The organism is Pacificibacter marinus, assembly GCF_900109555.1.
GTDB lineage: Bacteria > Pseudomonadota > Alphaproteobacteria > Rhodobacterales > Rhodobacteraceae > Celeribacter > Celeribacter marinus_C.
Genome location: NZ_FNZV01000002.1, coordinates 74,598 through 96,510, shown reverse-complemented (window position 1 = coordinate 96,510; position 21,913 = coordinate 74,598). Strand labels below are relative to the sequence as shown.

19 protein-coding genes and 1 pseudogene are annotated in these 21,913 nt (G+C 51.0%); 7 read left to right on the top strand and 13 right to left on the bottom strand.

Annotation, left to right across the window (positions count from 1 at the left end):
- Nucleotides 1-62: 62 nt before the first annotated feature.
- Nucleotides 63-1,238 carry an endolytic transglycosylase MltG gene (gene mltG, locus BM025_RS03660; RefSeq protein ID WP_085847873.1) on the bottom strand — a complete coding sequence of 392 codons (1,176 nt, stop codon included), beginning with the start codon at nucleotides 1,236-1,238 and terminating at the stop codon, nucleotides 63-65.
- The gene (gene fabF, locus BM025_RS03655; RefSeq protein ID WP_085847874.1) at nucleotides 1,238-2,500 is read right to left on the bottom strand and encodes a beta-ketoacyl-ACP synthase II; all 1,263 of its coding nucleotides are present in this window, start codon (nucleotides 2,498-2,500) and stop codon (nucleotides 1,238-1,240) included. The genes mltG and fabF overlap by 1 nt, the downstream gene beginning before the upstream one ends.
- A 266-nt stretch (nucleotides 2,501-2,766) precedes the next feature.
- Between fabF and BM025_RS03650 the strand changes: the two genes are divergently transcribed.
- Nucleotides 2,767-4,044, top strand: coding sequence for a PilZ domain-containing protein (locus BM025_RS03650; RefSeq protein WP_170842110.1), 1,278 nt, complete (start codon nucleotides 2,767-2,769; stop codon nucleotides 4,042-4,044).
- A gap of 82 nt (nucleotides 4,045-4,126) precedes the next feature.
- Here BM025_RS03650 and BM025_RS03645 read toward each other — a convergent pair whose 3' ends face one another.
- From BM025_RS03645 to fabD, 3 genes are all read right to left on the bottom strand, one after another.
- Nucleotides 4,127-4,360, bottom strand: a complete 234-nt coding sequence (locus BM025_RS03645) for an acyl carrier protein (protein ID WP_009571390.1) — start codon at nucleotides 4,358-4,360, stop codon at nucleotides 4,127-4,129.
- A 291-nt stretch (nucleotides 4,361-4,651) separates the two neighbouring features.
- Nucleotides 4,652-5,389 carry a 3-oxoacyl-[acyl-carrier-protein] reductase gene (gene fabG / locus BM025_RS03640; protein ID WP_085847876.1) on the bottom strand — a complete coding sequence of 246 codons (738 nt, stop codon included), beginning with the start codon at nucleotides 5,387-5,389 and terminating at the stop codon, nucleotides 4,652-4,654.
- 52 nt (nucleotides 5,390-5,441) lie between these two features.
- Nucleotides 5,442-6,374, bottom strand: coding sequence for an ACP S-malonyltransferase (gene fabD, locus BM025_RS03635; protein WP_085847993.1), 933 nt, complete (start codon nucleotides 6,372-6,374; stop codon nucleotides 5,442-5,444).
- A gap of 318 nt (nucleotides 6,375-6,692) precedes the next feature.
- Between fabD and rpsF the strand changes: the two genes are divergently transcribed.
- The 4 genes from rpsF (at nucleotide 6,693) to BM025_RS03615 (ending at nucleotide 8,613) form a co-directional block, all read left to right on the top strand.
- The gene (rpsF, locus tag BM025_RS03630; RefSeq protein ID WP_085847877.1) at nucleotides 6,693-7,046 is read left to right on the top strand and encodes a 30S ribosomal protein S6; all 354 of its coding nucleotides are present in this window, start codon (nucleotides 6,693-6,695) and stop codon (nucleotides 7,044-7,046) included.
- A 26-nt stretch (nucleotides 7,047-7,072) separates the two neighbouring features.
- Nucleotides 7,073-7,300 (top strand): 30S ribosomal protein S18, encoded by a 228-nt coding sequence (gene rpsR, locus BM025_RS03625; RefSeq protein WP_005852865.1) that lies wholly within the window; start codon nucleotides 7,073-7,075, stop codon nucleotides 7,298-7,300.
- Between the two features lie 13 nt (nucleotides 7,301-7,313).
- Nucleotides 7,314-7,940 (top strand): 50S ribosomal protein L9, encoded by a 627-nt coding sequence (gene rplI, locus BM025_RS03620; protein WP_085847878.1) that lies wholly within the window; start codon nucleotides 7,314-7,316, stop codon nucleotides 7,938-7,940.
- A 184-nt stretch (nucleotides 7,941-8,124) separates the two neighbouring features.
- Nucleotides 8,125-8,613, top strand: coding sequence for a lytic transglycosylase domain-containing protein (locus tag BM025_RS03615; RefSeq protein WP_085847879.1), 489 nt, complete (start codon nucleotides 8,125-8,127; stop codon nucleotides 8,611-8,613).
- A gap of 176 nt (nucleotides 8,614-8,789) precedes the next feature.
- Here the strand turns inward: BM025_RS03615 and tig are convergent, their stop codons facing one another.
- Complete coding sequence (gene tig / locus BM025_RS03610; protein WP_085847880.1) at nucleotides 8,790-10,118, bottom strand: trigger factor; 1,329 nt, start codon at nucleotides 10,116-10,118, stop codon at nucleotides 8,790-8,792.
- Nucleotides 10,119-10,705: 587 nt separating this feature from the next.
- Here tig and BM025_RS03605 point away from each other — a divergent pair.
- Nucleotides 10,706-11,206 carry a MarR family winged helix-turn-helix transcriptional regulator gene (locus BM025_RS03605; protein WP_085847881.1) on the top strand — a complete coding sequence of 167 codons (501 nt, stop codon included), beginning with the start codon at nucleotides 10,706-10,708 and terminating at the stop codon, nucleotides 11,204-11,206.
- 23 nt (nucleotides 11,207-11,229) lie between these two features.
- Here the strand turns inward: BM025_RS03605 and BM025_RS03600 are convergent, their stop codons facing one another.
- Both BM025_RS03600 and BM025_RS03595 read right to left on the bottom strand, forming a co-directional pair.
- Nucleotides 11,230-13,197 carry a TonB-dependent receptor plug domain-containing protein gene (locus BM025_RS03600; RefSeq protein WP_085847882.1) on the bottom strand — a complete coding sequence of 656 codons (1,968 nt, stop codon included), beginning with the start codon at nucleotides 13,195-13,197 and terminating at the stop codon, nucleotides 11,230-11,232.
- 438 nt (nucleotides 13,198-13,635) lie between these two features.
- Nucleotides 13,636-16,149 (bottom strand): cation:proton antiporter, encoded by a 2,514-nt coding sequence (locus BM025_RS03595; protein ID WP_085847883.1) that lies wholly within the window; start codon nucleotides 16,147-16,149, stop codon nucleotides 13,636-13,638.
- Between the two features lie 330 nt (nucleotides 16,150-16,479).
- Between BM025_RS03595 and BM025_RS03590 the strand changes: the two are divergent.
- Nucleotides 16,480-16,697 (top strand): annotated as a pseudogene (locus tag BM025_RS03590) (phosphopentomutase); the annotation flags it as partial.
- 198 nt (nucleotides 16,698-16,895) lie between these two features.
- On the opposite strand, the gene BM025_RS03585 reads toward BM025_RS03590, so the two are convergent.
- The 5 genes from BM025_RS03585 to BM025_RS03565 all read right to left on the bottom strand — a co-directional run bounded on the left by BM025_RS03585 (nucleotide 16,896) and on the right by BM025_RS03565 (nucleotide 21,648).
- Complete coding sequence (locus BM025_RS03585; RefSeq protein ID WP_170842109.1) at nucleotides 16,896-18,137, bottom strand: extracellular solute-binding protein; 1,242 nt, start codon at nucleotides 18,135-18,137, stop codon at nucleotides 16,896-16,898.
- A gap of 70 nt (nucleotides 18,138-18,207) precedes the next feature.
- Complete coding sequence (locus tag BM025_RS03580; RefSeq protein WP_085847885.1) at nucleotides 18,208-19,026, bottom strand: carbohydrate ABC transporter permease; 819 nt, start codon at nucleotides 19,024-19,026, stop codon at nucleotides 18,208-18,210.
- On the bottom strand, nucleotides 19,023-19,904 hold the full coding sequence (locus tag BM025_RS03575; protein WP_085847886.1) for a carbohydrate ABC transporter permease: 882 nt from the start codon (nucleotides 19,902-19,904) through the stop codon (nucleotides 19,023-19,025). Before BM025_RS03575 ends, BM025_RS03580 begins: the two co-directional genes overlap by 4 nt.
- Nucleotides 19,904-21,007, bottom strand: coding sequence for an ABC transporter ATP-binding protein (locus tag BM025_RS03570; protein ID WP_085847887.1), 1,104 nt, complete (start codon nucleotides 21,005-21,007; stop codon nucleotides 19,904-19,906). Before BM025_RS03570 ends, BM025_RS03575 begins: the two co-directional genes overlap by 1 nt.
- Entirely contained in the window at nucleotides 21,004-21,648 is a 645-nt protein-coding gene (locus BM025_RS03565; RefSeq protein WP_085847888.1) for a TIGR00725 family protein, read from the bottom strand. Before BM025_RS03565 ends, BM025_RS03570 begins: the two co-directional genes overlap by 4 nt.
- Between the last annotated feature and the right edge of the window lie 265 nt (nucleotides 21,649-21,913).

The window sequence follows — 21,913 nt, the reverse complement described above, 5'->3', positions numbered from 1 at the left end:
GATCCTTTTCAACGCGAAAGGGCGCGATCCTCTCGCGCCCTTTTCATCATTTTATACCTGCGTTACTGACTGGTGCGCTGTGCTTCGATATCACGCCATTTTGCAACATTCGCGTTGTGATCTGCCAAACTCACAGCAAAAGCATGCCCGCCGGTCCCATCCGCCACAAAAAAGATATAGGGCGTCTCGTCTGGGTCCACTGCAGCCTGCAAAGACGCAAGCCCCGGATTGGCAATCGGGCCAGGCGGCAAACCTTCGACAACATAAGTGTTATACGGGCTTTTAGATTGCAGTTCGGATTGACGCAAACCACGCCCCAAAACACCATTGCCGTTGGTCACGCCGTAAACAACCGTGGGGTCTGTTTGCAAACGCATCCCTTGGTTCAAGCGATTGACAAACACGCTGGCCACTTGGCGACGCTCATTTGGAACACCTGTTTCTTTTTCGATGATAGATGCCAAGACCAAAGCCTCTTGCGGTGTGGAAATTGGCAAATCATCCGCGCGCTGCGCCCAGACATCCGCAACCCTTTGGGTTTGCGCCTCAGTCATCCGTGCAATCAAATCATCCACATCAGAGGCCACGCTGACCTCATAGCTGTCAGGTGCCAATGTGCCCTCGGGTGGCATCTCGGACTCTTCGATTGAGCCCGTGAGGAAATCAACGCCCTTAAGACTTTCAACGATACGCCAAACGGTTGTGCCCTCGGCCACGGAAATGCGATAACGCGTGTCATTTGCGCCACGCACTTGAGTGTATTTTTCAGGCACTTCTGTCGCGTCATTTCCCGTAACATCGGGGAAATACTCAGCAACTTTCATGTAAGATTGCGTCACAGGATCAAGTTCACGCACCAAAACATCCGTGCGCGTCACCCCAATGCGGTACACAACTTCGGTGCCACATGTCGACGCGCCGCCCCGGGTAACGATGTCGATAATCTCTTCCATAGATGCGTTTTCAGGCACCAAGAATGCCCCAGCTTTCAACTGGCTGACTTTCTCGGTGTAGTCCGCGCCCAAACGGAAAATCATGCCGCTTGAAACCGCGTCCAAACCTTCCAATTGCTTGGACACACGGGTCATGGTCGATCCGGGGGCAACACGCAAACAAATCGCAGAATCCAAAGGCCCCTGCGCTGTAAATTGCGCCTTTCCCCATGCAATTGCACCTGCCACCATGACAAGGGCAACAATCAGCAACGTCAAAGCATTAGATGCGATAGCACGCCACATCAGTCGGTCACTTTCTTAAGCACCAAGGATGCGTTTGTGCCGCCAAAACCAAAGGAATTGGACAAGGCCACATCAATTTTGCGTTCCACTTTTTTGTTTGGTGCAAGATCAAGTTTGGTTTCAACCGCTGGGTTGTCCAAATTGATCGTGGGTGGTGCGACTTGGTCGCGGATCGCTAGGATCGAGAAAATCGCCTCAACCGCGCCAGCAGCCCCCAAAAGGTGGCCAATTGACGACTTGGTCGATGACATCGTTGCTGTCGCAGCCGCATCGCCAAGCAAACGCTCAACAGCTGCAAGTTCGATGGTATCTGCCATCGTAGATGTGCCGTGCGCGTTGATGTAATCAATTTCAGATGGCTCAATGCCAGCGCGCTCCAAGGCCGCTTTCATTGCGCGAAATCCACCGTCCCCGTCAGAGGCAGGGGCCGTGATGTGGTACGCATCGCCAGACAGGCCATAGCCCACGACTTCGGCATAAATTTTCGCGCCACGGGCTTTGGCATGTTCGTATTCTTCCAAGACAACAACACCTGCGCCCTCGCCCATGACAAAGCCATCTCGGTCTTCATCATAAGGACGCGATGCGGCTTTGGGATCATCGCTGCGTTTGGTGGACAGCGCTTTACAGGCGTTAAAGCCAGCCATGCCAAGTTCGCAAATCGCCGCTTCTGCGCCACCGGCAACCATGACTTCTGCATCGCCCCATTGGATCAAACGTGCAGCATCGCCAATGGCATGTGCCCCTGTGGAACAGGCGGTCACAACAGCGTGGTTTGGCCCTTTAAATCCATACTTAATAGAGACTTGACCTGAAATCAGATTGATCAAAGACCCAGGGATAAAGAAAGGTGACACACGACGTGGACCTTTTTCTTTCAACAAAATGGCTGCGTCAGCAATCGATGAAAGACCCCCAATGCCAGAACCAAGCATCACACCTGTGCGCAGGCGATCCTCTTCATCTTCGGGTTTCCAATTGGCATCACTCAAAGCCTGTTCTGCGGCAGCAACGCCATACAAAATAAAGTCATCGACTTTCTTTTGATCCTTGGGCGCCATCCAATCGGTCGGATTAAACGTGCCATTGGTGCCGTCGCCGCGTTTGACTTCGCAAGCGTAATTCGTGGCCAAATGGCTCGCATCAAATCGCTGGATTGTTCCGGCGGCAGATTCCCCCGCCAACAAACGCGTCCACGTTTCTTCAACACCACATGCAAGTGGTGATACCATTCCAAGTCCTGTGACAACTACTCGGCGCATTTCGGCCCCCTCATTTATAATCTCTTTCTCAATACACGCCCTTGGCGAGTGATGAAAGACCCCGCTGCACGACAAATTTGGTTTCGGCGGAGACGTGTAAACCAGATATTGACCTTCAACGGCTAAAACAACGGTGCCAGCACATTTTTAGGCAGGAGATCCCGTTGCCCATTTTCGCACATTGGTGCGGTCCGTCGCACCTATATATGCCCTCACCACAAGCATATAATGCACTACGCTGCGGTGTTGTCAGATGTATCAGTCACATGAAATTGGCCTCTCGGGCTTGGTGTATGGCCCTTGTGCTGACGCTGACGTTATGGGCCAATCACGCTGTACAAGCGGCCCCTTCGTGTGGGCTAGAATCTTGGATTATTGGCCTAAATGCTGCGGCAAACACCTATATCAGTGTGCTTGGCACCTCAGAAGAACTCAGTGCCGAACGTGCCTTTCGCGCACAAATGGAACGCTATCCACGGGATCGATTGGTCAAACAAATTCAAAGCGCGCAGCTTGGGACCAATAAAAATGCGCTGAACGCGTTTATTTCTGCCCGTCGCCATCTTTACAATTTATCAAAGGACAATTGGTCTGAAATGGCCATGCGCTTTGGTACAGACCCGCTGTTTATCCAACAAAGCAAATCCATGGCAAATTTTTTATTGCACACTCACTGTGACCCCATTGCTGAGGATTTTTTAAACGAAACGAACAGTCACGCCTCTTTACTCAAGCGTATCAGCACGCAAGTCGCGAAACTTATCAAACCAACGCCCCACGCCAGCACACAGTCAGATTTAATCCTCAAATCCAGTACCTTGGATCGTTATCGCAGTCAGATGGGTCTGGCCCAAAATACAACCACGTCCACTGCATCGGAATCCTCTTCAAGTATGCTGATACTTTTGGGCATCTTTACCTTTGTCATATCTGCCGCGATCTGGTTTTGGATGCGTCTCGGCATCGCACACCGCCGCGCCTCGCGTTACCCGTGCAACCTTCCAGTTGTCATATTTGACGGCGCAATGCCAACATTAGGGGACTTGCGTGACATCAACCCATTCGGCGCAAAAGTGGAAACGCCGCTTAATGCCCAAATAAATTCCAAGCTTTTGTTGACCATGAATAAAACAAAGCGAAAAGTGAGAGTCATGTGGGCCAATACACATTTTATCGGTGTCAAATTCGACGTGCCCCTGTCCGAAGCAGAGATCACAGATCTTTTGGATGATTTTTCGGACAGCGCCACCCGATCCAAAGAAAGCTCCGATGGCTTCGCGGCATTTCTAGAAGAAACCTATAACCTGCCTGCGCAGCCCCTTACAGACTATCTGTCTTCTCCCACCGAAATGAGAGCACGAGAGATTCCCCCAGATGACGTAGAACCAGTTGTTGGAGAATATCGTGGCGTCACTCTTAAAAGCGCATTCAGTGACACAGAGGCACAAGCCCCCACACCAGAAGATGAAATCCCTAACAGCGAGATATCTGACGGCGAAACACCTAACGACATGAATCCCCTCAAAGAAGAAACCCAAAATTAAACAAGCATGAGCATTCGATGGCATAAAAAAAACGGCATCCCAAAGGAACGCCGTTTTTTATAATTCAGTCTAAGTTTAAAACTTAGGAAGCTTCAGTGATAAATTTCACTGCATCACCAAACGTTTGAATGGTTTCTGCTGCATCATCAGGGATTTCGATGCCGAACTCTTCTTCAAACGCCATAACCAACTCAACTGTGTCAAGGCTGTCAGCGCCGAGGTCGTCAATGAAAGACGCTGTCTCTGTCACTTTGTCTTCTTCAACGTCGAGATGCTCAACAACGATCTTTTTCACACGATCTGCGATGTCGCTCATGTTATTTCCTCATAGTTTATGGGCCCGGTGCCCAATTATAGTGGCCCTCGGGCCTTTCAAAACACTGCGCCTTCCATAGGAAAGACGCCGCACTTTATAGCGACGGCATTGTGCCCTCACTGCGAATTCTTGGGTGCTAATAGCACAAACTTTACCAGTGGCAAATGATTTGTCCGTATTTGTGCAAATCCCGCGTCTTGCTATATATCAGGCCTCAAATTCTGCCCCATGTCAAACACCATATCCGCCGCGACGCACAGGTTTTCAACGGCAAAGCCATAACGCAAGACTTTAGAGCATCGCCATGCCGCCATTAACGTGAAGCGTCGCCCCAGTGGTATAGCCTGCCTCATTAGACGCCAGATATAGAACCGCTGCCGCGATTTCAGCTGGTGTTCCCATACGGGCAGCAGGGATTTGCGTGTTGATTTTCTCTTTTTGATCATCGGTCAATTTATCAGTCATCGCAGTCGCGATAAAACCGGGCGCCACGCAATTCACAGTGATGCCACGCGATGCAACTTCGTACGCCAATGACTTGGACATGCCCACAACACCCGCTTTGGACGCCGCATAGTTGCCTTGACCGGGATTGCCTGTCGCGCCCACAATCGACGAAATATTGATGATACGCCCCCAACGCGCTTTCATCATCGGACGCAACACACCCTTGCACAGGCGCATCGTTGAGGTGAGATTGACGTTCAAAACGCTGTCCCATTCATCATCCGACATCCGCATAAACAGATTGTCGCGCGTGATACCTGCGTTGTTGACCAAAATATCGACCGATCCCATGGCCTCAGCCGCAGCTTTGGGCAAGGCCACGACGCTGTCTTTGTCGCTCAAATTACACGGCAACACAAAAGCGCGTTCGCCAAGCTCTGCAGCCAATGCTTCAAGCGGCTCAACCCGAGTGCCAGACAGACCGACCGTCGCGCCGGCTGCATAAAGCGCTTTCGCAATCTCGCCGCCGATGCCACCAGACGCCCCGGTTACCAGTGCATTTTTACCTGTAAGGTCAAACATTTATCATTCCTTTTTAGAGCAGGGCCAAGGCCCTCATTCACTTTATGTGAGATTAGCCTTTGAGCTTTGCAATATCATCAGGCGTGCCAATGGCCGTGCAAGCAATTGATTTTTCGATACGGCGGATCATGCCAGATAGCGCTTTGCCCGCGCCCACTTCATAGATCTCTGTCACACCATTTCGCGCCATATACATGACGCTTTCACGCCAGCGCACAGATCCCGTCACCTGATCCACCAACAAAGATCGGATCGTAGCAGGGTCGCTCACAGCACCAGCACTGACGTTAGCAACAAGCGGTACAGATGGCTGCGCAATTTCGACATCATCCAGTGCTTCGGCCATAACTTTCGCAGCGGGTTCCATCAAAGCGCAGTGGAATGGGGCAGACACAGGCAACAAAACAGCCCGTTTCGCCCCCTTGGCTTTGGCAATTTCACATGCGCGTTCAACAGCCGCTTTGTGACCAGAAACAACCACCTGCCCCGGATCATTGTCATTCGCAGCCTGAACAACTTCGCCATCTGCAGCGGCTTCGGCAGCAACCTCTTTGACTGTTTCGAAATCCAAACCCAGCAAAGCGGCCATCGCGCCAATGCCAACAGGCACGGCTTGTTGCATCGCCAAACCACGAGTGCGCAACAGCCGCGCGGTGTCTGCGACACTCAAAGCGCCCGCAGCAGCCAAAGCAGAATATTCACCAAGTGAATGCCCTGCCACATAGCTGGCCTGATCCAAACCAAACCCTTCGGATTCGAGTGCGCGCATGGCAGCCAAAGACGTGGCCATCAAGGCAGGTTGCGCATTTTGGGTCAAGGTCAACACATCAGCATCGCCTTCCCAAATCAGCGCAGACAGCTTTTCACCGAGCGCGTCATCAACCTCGTCAAAAATGGCTTTTGCGGCGGGGTAAGCCTCTGCAAGGGCTTTGCCCATACCAATTGTTTGGGCACCCTGCCCCGGAAAAACCAATGCGCGCGTCATGTTCGCCCCTTTGTTCATTTCTTTTGTGGCCTCAAGGGCCCCTTTTATGGGTCTAACAATCTGCGCGCGACACGGCAAGGCCATCTGAATTGTGCGTTTTTTGCCAGTCTCGCTTTATATGGATTACACCAAAGCTAAGCAGGGAAATTAAACACCCAAACGGGGCCCGAACCCCTTGCGCTCTTGGCTCTGATCCGTATAAGGGCACATCGTTTCCGCATGGATAAATGAACCAGCGCAGTCTCTCGTGGTCGGGCTCGCGGAAACGGGTAGTGTACCGACCTATGAAATGCGCTCGAAAATAGCACTGGAGCTTTCATGCCACTATACGAGCATGTCTTCATTTCGCGTCAGGACTTGTCCAACGCACAAGCCGAGGGTCTCGTTGAGCACTTCTCGACTGTTCTCGCAGACAACGGCGGCAAAGTCGTTTTCTCTGAGTACTGGGGCGTCAAAACGATGGCCTACAAAATCAACAAGAACCGCAAGGGTCACTACGCTTACCTGCGTACAGATTCCCCATCTGCCGGTATTCTTGAAATGGAACGCCTTATGCGCTTGCATGACGACGTGATGCGTATCTTGACCATCAAAGTTGACGAGCACGCTGACGGCCCATCCGTTCAGATGCAAAAACGTGACGAGCGCGAACCGCGCCGTGAACGTCGTTAATCGTCAGTTCAGGAAAGGACCACATCATGGCCGCTAAACCATTCTTCCGCCGCCGCAAAGTTTGCCCATTCTCTGGCGACAATGCACCTGCGATCGATTACAAAGACACACGTCTTTTGCAACGCTACATCTCTGAGCGTGGCAAAATCGTTCCATCCCGTATCACTGCAGTCTCTGCGAAAAAACAGCGTGAATTGGCTCGTGCCATCAAACGCGCTCGTTTCCTCGCGCTTCTGCCATACGCTGTTAAGTAAGGGAGCTTAGACAATGAAAGTTATCCTTCTTGAACGCGTCGCAAAACTCGGCCAAATGGGCGATGTTGTTGCAGTAAAAGACGGCTACGCGCGCAACTTCTTGTTGCCACAAGCTAAAGCTCTTCGTGCGAACGACGCAAACATCGCGTCTTTCGAAGCACAAAAAGTTCAACTTGAAGCTCGTAACCTCGAAACCAAAAAAGAAGCAGAAGCAGCTTCCGCGAAATTGGACGGACAACAGTTCGTCATCATTCGCTCTGCTTCCGATTCTGGTGCGCTCTACGGTTCTGTCACACCACGTGACGCTGCCGAAGCTGCTGAAGCTGAAGGCTTCACAGTGGATCGCAAACAGGTTGCTTTGAAAGCCCCGATCAAAGATCTTGGCCTTCACGAAGTTGCAGTTGTTTTGCATGCTGAAGTTGAAGCGACTATCGTTCTCAACGTTGCACGCTCAACTGAAGAAGCGCAGTTGCAAGCCGATGGTAAATCCATCCAGCAACTCGCAGCAGAAGCTGAAGCAGAAGCTGAATTCGAAATCGCGGAACTCTTCGACGATATCGGCGCAGCAGCTGCAGACGATTTTGGTGATGATGACGAAGCCCCTGCGGCTGAGGCACCTGAAGCCACTGAAGAAGACTAATCTTCTTTATATCGTTATAATTTTAAAAGCCTCGCGGTCTGCGGGGCTTTTTTTATGGCTGAAATCCCCACGCACAGCTCAGCAAAAACCCGCACACTGGCATGCAAGATTTTGCCGATCTAATTTTTTGGATTTGCCTTTAAACGCAACCATGGTCATTTGAGGCAACCATCTGGAGTGTCTCATGACCATATCCCTATCCCGCCGCGGCTTCATACTATCGTCACTGTCTTTGATCCCCCTCACGTTAGCGGGCTGCGCGCGCAAAGACAGTCCCACCAGTCGAGGCGCCTATAGCCCGCCGTTGTTTCCCAATGAGACCCCCACACTGCGCGCAAAGATCAACAAATGGGCGGATTACTATGAAATCCCCCGCGAGCTGATCCACCGACAGGCCATCCGCGAAAGCACTCATCGGCCTTGGGCGCGCAACGGGCCATATTATGGCCTGCTGCAAATTTTGCCCCAAACGGCAGGCACAATGGGGCACTCCGGACCGGCAGAGGAACTGCTCGAGGCTGATGTAAACCTGAAATATGCAGGGAAGTATTTAAAAGGCGCGTATCTAGTATCTGATGGCGATATCAACGACGCGATGAAATGGTATGCACGCGGGTATTATTACGAGGCGAAACGTTTGGGATTGTTGCACGAGACGGGACTAAAAAACTAATCCACACATCGCTATAGAGCAGCAAAGACGCCCCTGTTGCGCCGCCTGCCCCGACACCAAACACATACAATTACAAAAAGGCCGTCCCTATCGCTAGGAACGGCCTTAATTTTTGCCCTATCAGCAAGCCACCCAAAATTGGCTGGCCCGCTTCAGGGGGCACTGCCTATGGCAGTTTATTCTTCGTCGAGTGCTTCTACAGCTTTTTCGAGGTCTGCTTTTGAGACTTCTTTTTCTGTCACGTCAGCGTTTGAAGCAATCCAGTCGACAACTTTGTCTTCAAAGATTGGCGCTTGAAGTTGCTGGCGCATTTGTGGGTTTTGCTGAACGAATTCAAAGAACTGCTGCTCTTGACCTGGGTACTGACGCGCTTGCGTCATAACCGCTTGTGTCAATTCAGCGTCAGTGACTTGAATTTCTTGTTTCTGACCAAGGTCAGCCAACAAAAGACCCAAACGCACGCGGCGCTCAGCCAAAGTTGTGTGCTCTTCAGTTGTCTCGATCTCGGGGTGATCGTGACCTTCAACTTCAGGGTTTTCTTCGTGCCACAACTGGTGCGCAATTTGGTTTGCTTCTGCTTCAACCAAAGATGGTGGAAGTTCGAAAGAAACTTTGCCGTCCAGTTGGTCAAGAAGCGCGCGCTTCATGATTGCACGTGCCGCACCAGCGTATTCGCCTTCGAGGCGCTCAGTAACCTGAGCTGTCAAAGCTGCCAAATCTTCGGAACCGAATTTTTTAGCAAGCTCGTCATCAATCGCCGCATCCGCAGGCGCTTTCACGTCTTTGATTGTGCATTCAAAAACAGCCGCTTTGCCAGCGAGGTTTTCTGCGCCGTATTCCGCAGGGAATGTCACTTCGACGTTTTTCTCTTCGCCAGCTTTTACGCCAACGAGTTGTTCTTCAAAGCCCGGGATGAAAGAACCTGAACCAAGAACGAGTGGGTAATCTTCAGCAGCGCCGCCATCGAATGGCTCATTGTCAACTTTGCCCAAGAAATCAAACACAACTTGATCGCCATCAGCGGCAACGCCGTCTTTGGTTTCAAAGTTTTGTGCTGTTTTCGCAAGGTTCTCAAGAGCCTCGTTCACTTCAGCGTCAGATGCTTTGACAACGAGTTTTTCGAGTTTCACGTCGGACAAGTCAGCGTCAGGAATAGTTGGCAGCGCTTCGTACGTGATGTTGACGATAACGTCGTCGCCCTCTTTCCAATCTTCGCCGCCATCCATTTTCACGTCAGGCTGCGCCGCAGGACGGTCGCCAGATGTCTCAAAGTGATCGTTCATCGCCGCATCAACAGTTTCCTGCATCGCTTCGCCAAGAACCTTTGGACCGAATTGCTTTTTGAGCATCGCCATAGGCACTTTGCCTTTGCGGAAACCCTTCATTTCGATTTCAGGCTGCGCTTCTTTGAGTTTAGCGTTTACCTTTTCGTCGAGCTGAGCTGCGGTGATGGTGATCTGATAGCCGCGCTTCAGACCTTCGTTGAGGGTCTCGGTGACCTGCATGTTGGCGTCCTTATATTATACGTCTAGACTTTACGTCATCGTTAGACCACCCGCGGGCAGCCCTATAAATCAGGGGTTCTTCTAGGGGGTCAGCTGCAGTCATGCAAGGCGATTCCATTCCCAATGCCCCTGTCAGCGCGGTACAAAGCATTTTAACTGACGTTGTGCATCGCACTCATACCGATACCCCCGTGATTTGATGGCCATCACGGTGACCAATCTCAGCAATCTGGCGAATGTCATAGCTTTCGCCGTTATAAACCACCCAATCTTCGGTTGTGATCGGATATTAGGCGCGGGCCTTTCTTTAGCACTTTTACAAACCACTGGAAGCACTGCTCTGAGCGTCATCCGAATGAACTCCAGCCAGCAAAGCGACCGCAGCCAAGCAGCAAGGACATCAAAGCTATACATACTCATGGCCGACCTGCGCGCTTTATTTCAGAGGCTGTGGCTTTGATTTACACCAAGGTATATGTTTTCATATATCTTATAACATATTGTCATATATGAAATATTTACAAAAATGCCCGCTGGTGAAAATTTAAAAACGGCGTATAATCCTTTCAAAATCTGAAGGGAATTTTATGCCATATCCACCAAAAGATTGGTCGCATTTTTTTGGCGATGATGATCCCAAAATTGGCTACAATCGACTTTGGTTTTTTTTGATGCGGGCGCATCGTAAGATTTACCCCAAGATCTCCAAAGTTTTGCGCGATGAGGGTATGTCTGATCCGATTTGGTACGAAATTCTTATGTATGTTGAAAAAGCGGGTGATGCGGGCCAGCCGATGGCCTCTTTAGAGAATGAGTTATACGTGCCACAATATGCGCTATCGCGTCACATTTCTCGCATGGAAAAAGCGGGCTATATTCGTCGCACCTATTTGTCTGATGGACGACGTAAGCAAGTCCTATTCATTACAGAAGACGGTAAAGGTATTCACGGCCGCATTTGGCCCGCATACCTTGATGCGATACAAACCGAATTCTCGGAAAAACTCACCACCGACGAAGCCTATGATTTGGCGCATAAAATGGTAAAACTTTTTGTGCAGGGCGAGTCAGAACAACCCGCCCCATAAGCTTTCAATATCTGACGATAACCTTAGAATTCCACAGTCGCGATCAATGAAATTGTGCGACCTGGCTCTGCTAATGTTTCAAGACCATACTCGGCACCGTATGTAGCGCGATCAGCGTATTTTGCATCAAACACGTTGTCGACAGTGACGCGCACCACAAGATCATTCACATTTGGAACGTGGTACTCGGCAAAGAGGTCCAGAACGGCGTAACCCGCATATGAATAATCAGTGGCGTACTGAACATCATAGACGTTCATCCCGCGGGCCGCCTCGATTGCCCCACCAACGACAAGATTGTGATCGGGCAGTTCTTGTTGCATTTCAATGGCCAGAACTTGACCCAACGCTGTTCCGCTATCTAACACGGCGTAGTTAGACGTTGTTTCCCCATTCCATAAAGCTTGTGTGTCACTGAATGTCAGACGCGCGAAACCAGATGTCCAGTCATAGGTCGCGGAGAGATTGTAGCCACTGCTTTCATATGTACCGTGGCCCGCGACATAGGACCCAGAAGTTCTGTCCCAATCGCTGGTGCGTACATCGTTGAGGCGCGTTCTGAAAATTTCCGCTCCAAAGGTGAGATTTCCGGAGCCATAATCTGCACCGAGGATAAAGTTCTCACCTCGTGTGACTTCTACGAGGCCACTGTAGTCCCAATCATCGCTAAAGAGAAAGTTGTCTTCAATCGGAATGCCACCAAATACCGAGGAATAGCCGCCGCGCACAGTCCATGAAGGTGACACTTCGTAGGTTGCGGATATGTTGGTGCTCAGCCCTGTGTTACTGTATTCACCTCCATCCGTGTCGGTAAAGTTTTGGTGGTCGATACGCAGACCTGTGGAGATATCAAAGCCTGGAGAAAATTCGAAACGCGCTTGAGTAAAGATACCCACGTTGTCAAAAGATTCTGACCCTGAAACAACACCAGTGGATGCGGTGGAGTATGTACCGGTTTTGCTGATATAATCGACACCGGTCGTGATGTCGGCTCCGTTTGCAAGGTGGAAAGTATTTTGAATGGTTGCGCTCAGAGTATCTGTAATGCCGTTGCTGTCGTAATCTTCCGGCTTGAAAATCTCGGTGGAAGAGTATCCCAAGGAAATTTCAGGGTCCCAAAGACCGACCGCTTGAGTGTTCTCGTATTTCAAAGAAACAACGTTGCGCGTGGCTTCATAGAGATAAGTGGCTGCACTTGTTGAACCGAAGTTGGCTTTGGCATTTCTCGTCCCGGCGTCTGCCATTTGTTGTGCAGAAAATTCAAACCGATGGCCTGCATCGGCTTCATACGCTGCTTTGATGAGGCCAATTTGGAGATCGGTTTCTGTGCCGTTTTCGACATCGCCTTCTCCATCGGTATATTCGCCTCCGCTGACGTATTTTGCGTAACCGAGAAGTTCAAAACCTCCGGTCTTTTGGGCCAAAGTCAAAGATGTACCGAATATGTCACCGTTGTCAGAATAACTAAGGCGAGCTTGGCCGCCGAACGTTTCACCATCTTCGAGAATGTCATTCGCATCAATGGTTTCCATGCTCACTGCGCCAGCGAGAGCTTCAAAGCCAGCATCAGCAGGAGCAACGCCAGGATCGACCCGAACGTATTTCATCATACCTGGGTCGAACGCATTCGCAGACGCGTGGTGAAAAATACGGTTGTTCTGGGCAACACCATCAACGGTGACGGCAAGGTTGAGCATATCTACGCCGTTAACATAGATCTTTTGTGCCAGAGGAATGGCCCCCCCTACGGATACAGACGCGACACCTGCGAAAAGGTCTTTCAAATCGCCCATGGAAGCGCGATCAATCTCAGCATCTGCAACGTAAACCGAGCTCGCTTGATCTGCAGCATCGCCGAGCGGATCTTCGCGGCGTACCTCTATGGGATCCAGAGACACAACGTCTTGCGCCAATGCGCCTGTCGTTGTGCATAAGGGTAACGCTGTGCCGCACATAAGCAGGGCTACAACAGTGTTTTTTTGATGTGTCATACGAGAGCTTTCCAAGAGTTAGATTTGGCCAAGAAGATAGATTTGGCTCGAGAAAATCTCTAAAAGGAGTCTCTGGCTGGGCTGTTTTGCAGCTCACCCTTAAGTGCAAAAATCATCACATGCAAGTGCATGTTAAGGTGCTTTTAGTATCCTTAGTAAAATAGTCACATAATGGTGCCACTCTTAAATCAGAGTAAAAACCACAGAACGTCTTTGGTTCGCGGTGTCTTGATTTTGGCATCCTTCAAACTCAAGCTGACAAATTTATATCTGTGAAATTTTCACTATGAGTAAACCTAATTAAGTGTGAATAAATGATGCTTTTCAGTCGCTCCCCCAAAAAGCATTGGTCGAGCAATTGGGACGCCGTGGCGGGCTTGGATTGCCCACTTTCTGGAGCGACAAGTACAGCGACAAGTACAAAGAGAACGCCCACGTTTAATGTTCAGTTGAGAAGTCTTCCAACAGTGCATCCGGATCAATGCCGCGTTTTTCAGCACTGGCGCGCACAGCACTTCGCAAAGCCGGTATTTTGTTCAGAAGAATCTGAAACTGTGCCACGTCGAGAACGAGCAATGTCGTTGGGGCGATGGCGCGCACTTCGGAACGGGGCGCGTTTTTCATCAAGATGGAAACTTGCCCAAACATATCGGCCCGACCCAGCCGCGATATCTGGCCTGCAATTTCCAACTCGACCGCCCCCGATGCGATAAAAAATACGTGCTTCAATGCGCCGTCTTTGCGCAAAATAATGCTTCCTGCGTTGACATAACGGGTCTTCAAAGCGCGACCAAGTCGCCGCACGGATTTGGCGTCCAGATCCGCGAACGGCGGAAACTGTTTGATCAACTCAAAGCGCTTCACAGCAAAATCAAGAGGAGGACGGCCTTCTGCTGTGGCCCGCCGCCGCGTCAGGTCATGCATCAAAGTTGTATACACTTCTGCACCGATCAGCCCGTCTTCGCGCATGGCCTCGTATTCTCGCTCCTCAAACCGCAAGGTGGTACGCTTTATAAAACGGCGCTCCAATTCTTCGGCATATCCAGGGTATTGCAACCGCAGGCCGTCCAAAGCGGTTTCCACCAGCTCGATCCGCCGCGAAAGCATGTTTGATAAAAGACCGGCGACCCGTCGTCCGTGAATGCGGCGAATACGCCCTTCAATGAAAGAACCAAGATCACGCAGAGTAAGTCGTTGTGACAGCAAAAGCTCGAAACGGTCTGCCGTCAGACGCACCAGAGGCGCAGATAATCGCAACTTGCTGTGCAGCAGCCCCGCCGCTCGGAAAGCGCGCCCATATGCGATCGAACGACGCGCAGCCCGTTGATAGCCCGCCCGCCCATCCGAACGCGCGCCTTCAATCAGCCGATCAGCATCCAATAGAGTTTTCTCAGCCATGCGCGCCGAAATCGTGCGCTCATGTACTCGGTTCAAGATTGTGTCACGCTCGAATCCTGCCAACGCGATCAGCCCCAAAGTAATACGGTCACGATCAAGAATATCCTCGCTATCTTCCGCAGTTTTTACAGCGGTCTCTAGGCGGTCGCCAAACACCTTCGCCTCGGAGCGCACGACATCATGAGTGAGGGCGTAGTCCTCAGTCGTGCGCGCCACATCTTCGCGCACGGTTTGCAGTGCAACAGCGACGACTTGCCGCGACATCGCTTCGTCAATTGGTGACAGGCGATCAAGTCCCAGCCAGCCGATAACGGACCGTAGCGTCGTCCCCTGTACCAGCAAGGTAAATAAGGTAAAACCAGTGGCAAGAATACCGACCAGACGTTTGACTTCTACTGGTACCCGCAGGCTTTCGGTTACGGCGAGCGCCAGCGCAAGTGTCACAGCGCCCCGCAGTCCACCCCAAAGGATTGCGGTCCGGTAAGGCCGTTCAACAGCCGGCGAGACTCTGAGAAATGTCAGGAATGGCAGCAGCCCGAAAAGTATAACCACGCGCGCAGCAAACGCCGCGAGTATCACGACGCCAATGAGGGCAAAGTCTTCGATCCTGACATCTGCCAGCAACCGAGGAATCAGCAGTGCAGCAAGGATAAAGATCAAAGCGCCAGCCCAGTGGGCAAGTAAATCCCAGACCTCGCGCAAATTGACCCATGCGTGAGGTGGCAACCGCCCTGGACCGGTCAAGTTTAGTGTCAGCCCCGCCGCGACAACAGCGATCACGCCTGATGCGCCAATGATTTGTTCAGACCCGATATAGGCAAGATAGGGTAATGCTACAGACACAGAGGTCAGTGCCAATTCATGTGCGCTGAACAGGGACATTATCCAAACCGCAATGCGTGCTGCAAGCCAGCCTGCCAACGCCCCCCCCATGATCAAGACTGGGAACTGAGCAATGGCGTCGCCCAGTTTAGGGTCGGGTATGCCGAGCATAACAAACCCCATGAACAACCCGAACAGCGCGATAGCGGCTGCGTCGTTCAGTAGGCTTTCGCCCTCGATGATCCGTGAAAGCCTTCGAGGCGCCGAGATGGACCGAAAGATCGAAACAACTGCGGAAGGGTCAGTCGTCGATACGATTGCCCCGATCAACAGACACGCCGCCAAGGGCAGCGGACTTGCCCAAGAAAGTGCGTACCCAACACTGAAAGTCGCTAAGATCACCGCTAAGATGGCCAGAACCATAATAGGAACCCAATCGTCCAGCATCCGACGCAGGTTCATCCCCAATGTTGCCTGAAACAGCAGTGTCGGCAGAAAAACATACAGGAAGACGTTCGACCGAATTGGAAACTTTAAGATCGCCTCCGCGACTGGATTAAGCGCATCCGTCAGATCCGTGCGCAAAAAGAAAATCGCGCCCGAGCCGATGAGGATGCCCAGAACAGCGAGGATAACGCTATATGGCAGGCGCAATCGTGCAGCGAGCGGCTCAGCCGCGCCGATGACAACAAAAAGCGATGCGATGACCGCAGTGATCAGAACAATATCCATGATTTCAATTAACAGTTTTAAGAGTTTTTGGAAGAGGCAGAGTTGCGGTCGGACGGAAGTTATTTTCTCGAAAAAAGTCATCTGGCCGACCAAAGCCAAGGGCCACTTTGTCCCGCATTTCTGACCTTGCGCAGCGCGCAGTGAATGCCTGCATCAGGGAAACGGAGGGAACCATCGATACAATGTCCCCTCAGCCAGCTTTTGTGATTTGAGCTGTTGCACACAAAATTGGGCGCAACGTTCCTGTGAAACAATCCCTGATTATCAAAATCAGTTGCTGCGCAGTAAAACCGCCATCAACCAAGTGGTAGCATAAAAGCCTCCGTTCAAATTGACATCGGTAACTTTGTTGAATTTGATAGTTATACGGCCATCGACGAGACCCAAATAGCTATGCAAATGCTCTTGAAACGTTTGATTCCCGCATACCTGAAATTCTCAATGCAGCTTAAGATGGCGACTGACTCATATTAACTGCCGACCACGGGAATGATCCAACATGGCACGGCCACGACCATACACGGGAAAGAGTTCCCTTACTTATGGCTCAGAAATACGGTGATCCCACTTTCACTTTGCCTGATACTGTCGCGGCTTGATGCCGCTTGTATTGCACCGACTTGTGATTAATTTTAGTATTAACTCACACTGCAAACTTGACACGGTTCACAGCGACCACGCCAAAGCCATCCCCTTTAAAACAAAAAGCACCGCAGCCAAATAACCAAGGCTGCGGTGCGTATTTTCTATTTCATGCCAAGTTCGAGGCGAAGCGTTTCGGCAAGGTCATTTATTGTTGAGGTCACATCTGCGCCGTCAGTAACTTCCACCAAAGCTGCTGCGATCTGATCTGTTACAGCAACACCTTGTGGGCCTGGGTAAGAAAACCACGGGCCTGCATGTGCTGCAACTTGCGCATGGGCAGCCTTGGCATTTGGATTTGCTTCATAATAAGCGCCAAGATAGCTTTGGTCTTCAAGAACGATACTGTTCGCCGGCGCATAACCTGTATTCTCAACAACGATTTTTTGACCCTCTGGGCCTGTTACAAAAGACATGTAATCCCAAGCAGCTGCTTGTTTTTCAGCATCGTCTGTCAACATAACGATCGCTGATCCACCCGTTGGGAAGTATACATTTTCTTCTGCGGATACGGGCGTGCCCAACACTGTCACGTCAAAACGGCCATCTGCGCCTTCTTCAAATCGCGTCAAAAGAGACGACGATTCAAAGAACATTCCCAAAGTGCCTGCAGGGTAAGATTGGCGTGCTTCACTTTCTGACAAAGAGGACATACCACCCTCTGACGCAAAACGCTGGTACAGACCCGCAGCAGCCATGCCTTCATCGGAATCAAAAGTAATATCAGATTCATCTTCAAGCATTGGACGCCCGCCAAACGAGCCCAACAATGACTGAAAACGCCAGTCGTGACGGCCAATACTAATGCCTTCGATGTTATCGCCCAGTGCATCAATTTTTGCGGCCAGCTCTATGATACCGTCAAAATCAGTTGGGAAATCTTCCATAGATCCCCCAGCTTGCGTGACAAGGTCAGGGTTTACATAAAGGACCAATGTTGACGCAGAGGTGCCCAAAGCATGTTGAACATCTTGATATTGCCCCAAAGACAGTAACGCAGGTGTATATCCTGCTGCCGCAGTGTCAGCTGGTAAAAAGCCGTCCAGAGGTTGCGTCAGACCGCGGTCTTCCAAAATACGCCAGCGGTTTAAACCCACATAAGCAACGTCAGGTTCTGTACCCGCGATAGATTCGCGCAGCAGCCGCTGTACACCATCTGCATACCCTTCGGCGGGACCGTCGATGATAATTTTGACATCAGGATTGGCCGCCATAAATGCGTCAGCCAACATGTCTTGAGTTTCGGCCCAGATTGTCGGAATCGCATAATGAACGCGGATTTCCGTTTCTGCCATCGCAGTGGTCGCAGTGAGCGCAAGGCCTACAGAGAGAAGAAGAGATTTCATTGGTAGCTCCATGAAGTAGATTTTGTTAAGTCGAATTGAGATGAGATGTTTTGTTTCGTTTTGCTCGGCCTCATCCTTTAAGCCCCGTACTCGCCAGCCCTTGTGTGAAGCGTTTTTGAGCCATCAGAAATCCGATGATCAACGGGGCGGTTATCAGTGCGGCGCCAGCCATCAGCGGCCCGACGTCGTCGCCACTTTCTTGGTCCCGGAAGAAAAGGATGCCGCGCGGCGGTGTCGCAAGATCTGGATCCGTTGTTGCGATCAACGGCCAGAACAGATCGTTCCAATGCGCGGTGACGGAAAAGATGGCAAAAGCAATGACCGTTGGCATGCACAGGGGAAAACCGATGCGCCAAGCAATGCCCATTTCGCTCATGCCATCCACCCGCGCCGCGTCGATTATTTCGTCGGGGATTTGCGCATAAGCTTGGCGCAACAAAAACAAGCCGAATGCAGTTGAGACAAAAGGCAAGATGAGAGCCGTATAAGTGTTGAGAATTTTCAATTGCGCGAAGCCGATAAAGATCGGAATTGCAGTCACGTGAAAAGGAACCAAAAGTGCTGCGACAATTGCGCCAAAAAACAACTTTCGCCCCATAAAATCACGATGCGCCAATGCATAGGCGCAAGGAATGGTCACCACCAACTGGAGAACTAAGATAGAGCCGGTCACGATAACCCCGTTCAACAGGTAAAGTGGGATGTCCGTCTCAACGATGGCCTTCCAGTAATTCATTAGCGTTGGATGTTGTGGCAAAATCCGCAAATCCGCTGTGAAAATCTCGCCTTGCGGTTTCAAGGAAATTGAAATCATCCAAAAGAACGGAAGCAAAACCATCGCGGCACCAATGGCCAGAGCTCCCACGACAATGATATTTGAAAGTTTCATCGGTAATGGACCTTCCGCTCGACGATCAGCATTTGGATGGCTGTCAGTAAAAGGAGGGCAAGAAAGAAGACCACTGTGATCGCGCTGGCATAGCCTGCTTTGAAGTACACAAACCCTTCGCGGTAGAGCGCATATACGATTGTATCAGACGCATAAGCAGGACCACCGCCTGTCATCGCCGCCACAGTTTCAAAGATCCTAAACGCGGTTGCCGCAGTGACGATCATCACAAACATTGTCGTTGGCCCTAGCATGGGCCAGGTCACGATCCAAAACTTTGCCCAACCGCTTTGAGCCCCATCGACTTCAGCTGCGTCATATAGGGTCGATGGGATTGCGGCCAAACCTGCCAAAAACAAAACCATATTGTAGCCAACGCTTTGCCACACACCGATCACAGCAAGCGTATAGAGAACCAGATCGCGGTCGCTTAGCCATCTTTGTGGCTGCAATCCAAACATGCTCATCCAGTTATTGATCAACCCAAGGGATGGGTGTAGCAACATTTGCCAAGATACGGCCAAGGCGACCATCGTAGCCGCGACAGGTAAAAAATAAACTGTACGCAAGATGGCCGAGATGCGGGGCAGTGTCTTTGATAGATTGTGCAACCCAATCGCCACCAAAAGACCAAATCCCACAGAACAGGGGATCACAATGGCGGCATAGATCAACGTATTGCTCAGGGCCTTTCGCCCAATCTTTGACCCGAAAAGAGTAGAGAAATTATCAATTCCGATCCAGTTCGCCGAGCTGGCACCAAATTGATAATCCGTGAAGGCCAGTACAATCACAATCGCAACTGGCATAAAAATGAACACGACAATCAAGATCGCCGCGGGGCCAACCAGCATCAAGTCGGTAAGGTGTTTGCGCATCACTGTGGCACCTTCTGACGTTGCCCTTGGCGGTCAAAGAAATGCATGGCGCTTTGTTCAACGGCCAAACCTACGGTCTGACCTTGGCTTGGCAACGACTGTGTGCCACGCAACATCGTGCGCAGTGTCGTGTTATTTTGGGTTTTCATCCGTAGGATCGTTTCTTCACCGTGAAAGGCGATGCTTTCAACGACCGCCTCAAGCTTGCCATTTGGTGAAATACGCACATCTTCGGGCCGCACCCCCACATGACACTGTCCGCCTGCGGTATGCAGTAATTCCGCCTCCCCTGGCGGCACCATATTCATGCGGTGATTGCCTATAAATGTCGCCACAGCGATGTTGGCAGGGGTCTCAAATATATTCTTGGGTGTACCAAGCTGTGCAATCTGACCGTCAATCATCACGGCAATACGGTCCGCCATAGACAGAGCATCAGATTGATCATGTGTCACCAAAAGAAATGGGTATTGCGTTCGCCGATGCAATGCGCGCAGCTCGTCACGGGTATCGCCGCGCAGTTGCGTATCAAGGTTTGACAGCGGTTCATCGAGCAAAAAGGCAGAAGGATCACGCACCAGAGCGCGTGCCAAAGCAACGCGCTGCTGCTGACCGCCAGAAAGCTGGCTTGGCTTACGTTGCAACAACTTCTCTAGGCGTAAGGTTGTGGCCACCTCGAGCACACGTTTCGCAATTGCATCCTGCATGCCGCGCACAGAATTACTAAGAAGACCCGCTCCCGGTAACCTTTGGAGTGCTGACATTCGCCCAAGTCGCAAAGGCATTGATATGTTTTGGGCAACCGTCAAATGCGGATACAGCGCATAGGATTGAAACATCAGAGCAATGTTGCGTGCAGCAGGCCCCTCTTTGGTCACATCGCGCCCATTCAGCATGACCCGACCACTGGTTGCCGTTTCTAAGCCCGCAAGCAATCGCAACGTTGTCGACTTGCCACAGCCAGACGCGCCCAACAATGCAACGAATTCTCCTTTGTGAAGGGTCAGAGAGATATTTTTAATTGCTTCTGCTTCACCAAATTTCTTGGTGACACCCTCGAGCGAAATTCGACCAGAAACCTCGCTTTGAGTTACGGCGCTCATTCTGACACAGCCACGATCGGAGCTGAGGCCAGCAAGGCTCCAAGTGCCAGTTCGATACCTTCCTCTGCTTCGGATGCATGACACACACCTTCAACATCTGCGGCACCTGCAAGACCGATCACCGGTTTGGAGAAATGCAGGCCATAGGCGACCTCGCTCAGCGTGCCATATGAGCCGCCAACAGCGATCAAAACCCGTGCAGATTTGGCAATGATCATATTGCGCGCTTCCCCCAATCCGGTGGGAAGTGGAATGCCGACAAATTCATTCGCATCATCAGGCGAGCTGCCAGGCAAAATACCAATCATCAAGCCATTCGCCTGCGCGCACCCCTTAGAGGCTGCCTCCATCACGCCAGACCTGCCGCCACAGATTAATGTTAGCCCCAGCCCGCCAAGAACAAACCCTACGCGCTCAGCCGCAGCAATCTGCGCATCACTCGCATCGCGCGGTCCGATGATCCCAACAACGAGATGGCGTAAGTCCGCAATCTTGCCCAAGTGTATAAGGGCATCTTTTGCAGAAATAGAGGCACCTTGCTCTGCATTCTTTAGAGGCTGGCGTGTCCAGCTTTTTGCGTCCAAACTGAAAGTGCCAACGCTGATCTCGCCTCCTTGATGAATCCTGATCGTCTTTTCCATATGCCGTGTCTTCCAATGTGATGAGTCGCCTATTTGGAAGATTTCTTACATTTATAAGTAACAAATCGATGACAGTTTTGCGCATTTCTCAAACTTACCATCACCCCCTCCGCTTTGCTGATATTGAGAAGGAATGCATCGCCCTGAAAGCACAGAACTCTAAAGGCGTTGAAAATAAACCATAAGTATCTATAATTATGCTGAAAAATATACGCCCTGCGACCAAAAACTAAAACAAAATACTCTGAGTGCTATGCGGGCCAGT

Coding starts and splice junctions, on each gene's coding strand:
- BM025_RS03585 (WP_170842109.1), bottom strand. CDS start 18,137: ATGAAATCTCTTCTTCTCTCTGTAGGCCTTGCGCTCACTGCGACCACT.
- BM025_RS03580 (WP_085847885.1), bottom strand. CDS start 19,026: ATGAAACTTTCAAATATCATTGTCGTGGGAGCTCTGGCCATTGGTGCC.
- BM025_RS03565 (WP_085847888.1), bottom strand. CDS start 21,648: ATGGAAAAGACGATCAGGATTCATCAAGGAGGCGAGATCAGCGTTGGC.
- BM025_RS03650 (WP_170842110.1), top strand. CDS start 2,767: ATGAAATTGGCCTCTCGGGCTTGGTGTATGGCCCTTGTGCTGACGCTG.
- fabG (WP_085847876.1), bottom strand. CDS start 5,389: ATGTTTGACCTTACAGGTAAAAATGCACTGGTAACCGGGGCGTCTGGT.
- rpsF (WP_085847877.1), top strand. CDS start 6,693: ATGCCACTATACGAGCATGTCTTCATTTCGCGTCAGGACTTGTCCAAC.
- tig (WP_085847880.1), bottom strand. CDS start 10,118: ATGCAGGTCACCGAGACCCTCAACGAAGGTCTGAAGCGCGGCTATCAG.
- BM025_RS03615 (WP_085847879.1), top strand. CDS start 8,125: ATGACCATATCCCTATCCCGCCGCGGCTTCATACTATCGTCACTGTCT.
- BM025_RS03605 (WP_085847881.1), top strand. CDS start 10,706: ATGCCATATCCACCAAAAGATTGGTCGCATTTTTTTGGCGATGATGAT.
- fabF (WP_085847874.1), bottom strand. CDS start 2,500: ATGCGCCGAGTAGTTGTCACAGGACTTGGAATGGTATCACCACTTGCA.
- BM025_RS03575 (WP_085847886.1), bottom strand. CDS start 19,904: ATGCGCAAACACCTTACCGACTTGATGCTGGTTGGCCCCGCGGCGATC.
- BM025_RS03570 (WP_085847887.1), bottom strand. CDS start 21,007: ATGAGCGCCGTAACTCAAAGCGAGGTTTCTGGTCGAATTTCGCTCGAG.
- BM025_RS03645 (WP_009571390.1), bottom strand. CDS start 4,360: ATGAGCGACATCGCAGATCGTGTGAAAAAGATCGTTGTTGAGCATCTC.
- mltG (WP_085847873.1), bottom strand. CDS start 1,238: ATGTGGCGTGCTATCGCATCTAATGCTTTGACGTTGCTGATTGTTGCC.
- BM025_RS03600 (WP_085847882.1), bottom strand. CDS start 13,197: ATGACACATCAAAAAAACACTGTTGTAGCCCTGCTTATGTGCGGCACA.
- fabD (WP_085847993.1), bottom strand. CDS start 6,374: ATGACGCGCGCATTGGTTTTTCCGGGGCAGGGTGCCCAAACAATTGGT.
- rplI (WP_085847878.1), top strand. CDS start 7,314: ATGAAAGTTATCCTTCTTGAACGCGTCGCAAAACTCGGCCAAATGGGC.
- rpsR (WP_005852865.1), top strand. CDS start 7,073: ATGGCCGCTAAACCATTCTTCCGCCGCCGCAAAGTTTGCCCATTCTCT.
- BM025_RS03595 (WP_085847883.1), bottom strand. CDS start 16,149: ATGGATATTGTTCTGATCACTGCGGTCATCGCATCGCTTTTTGTTGTC.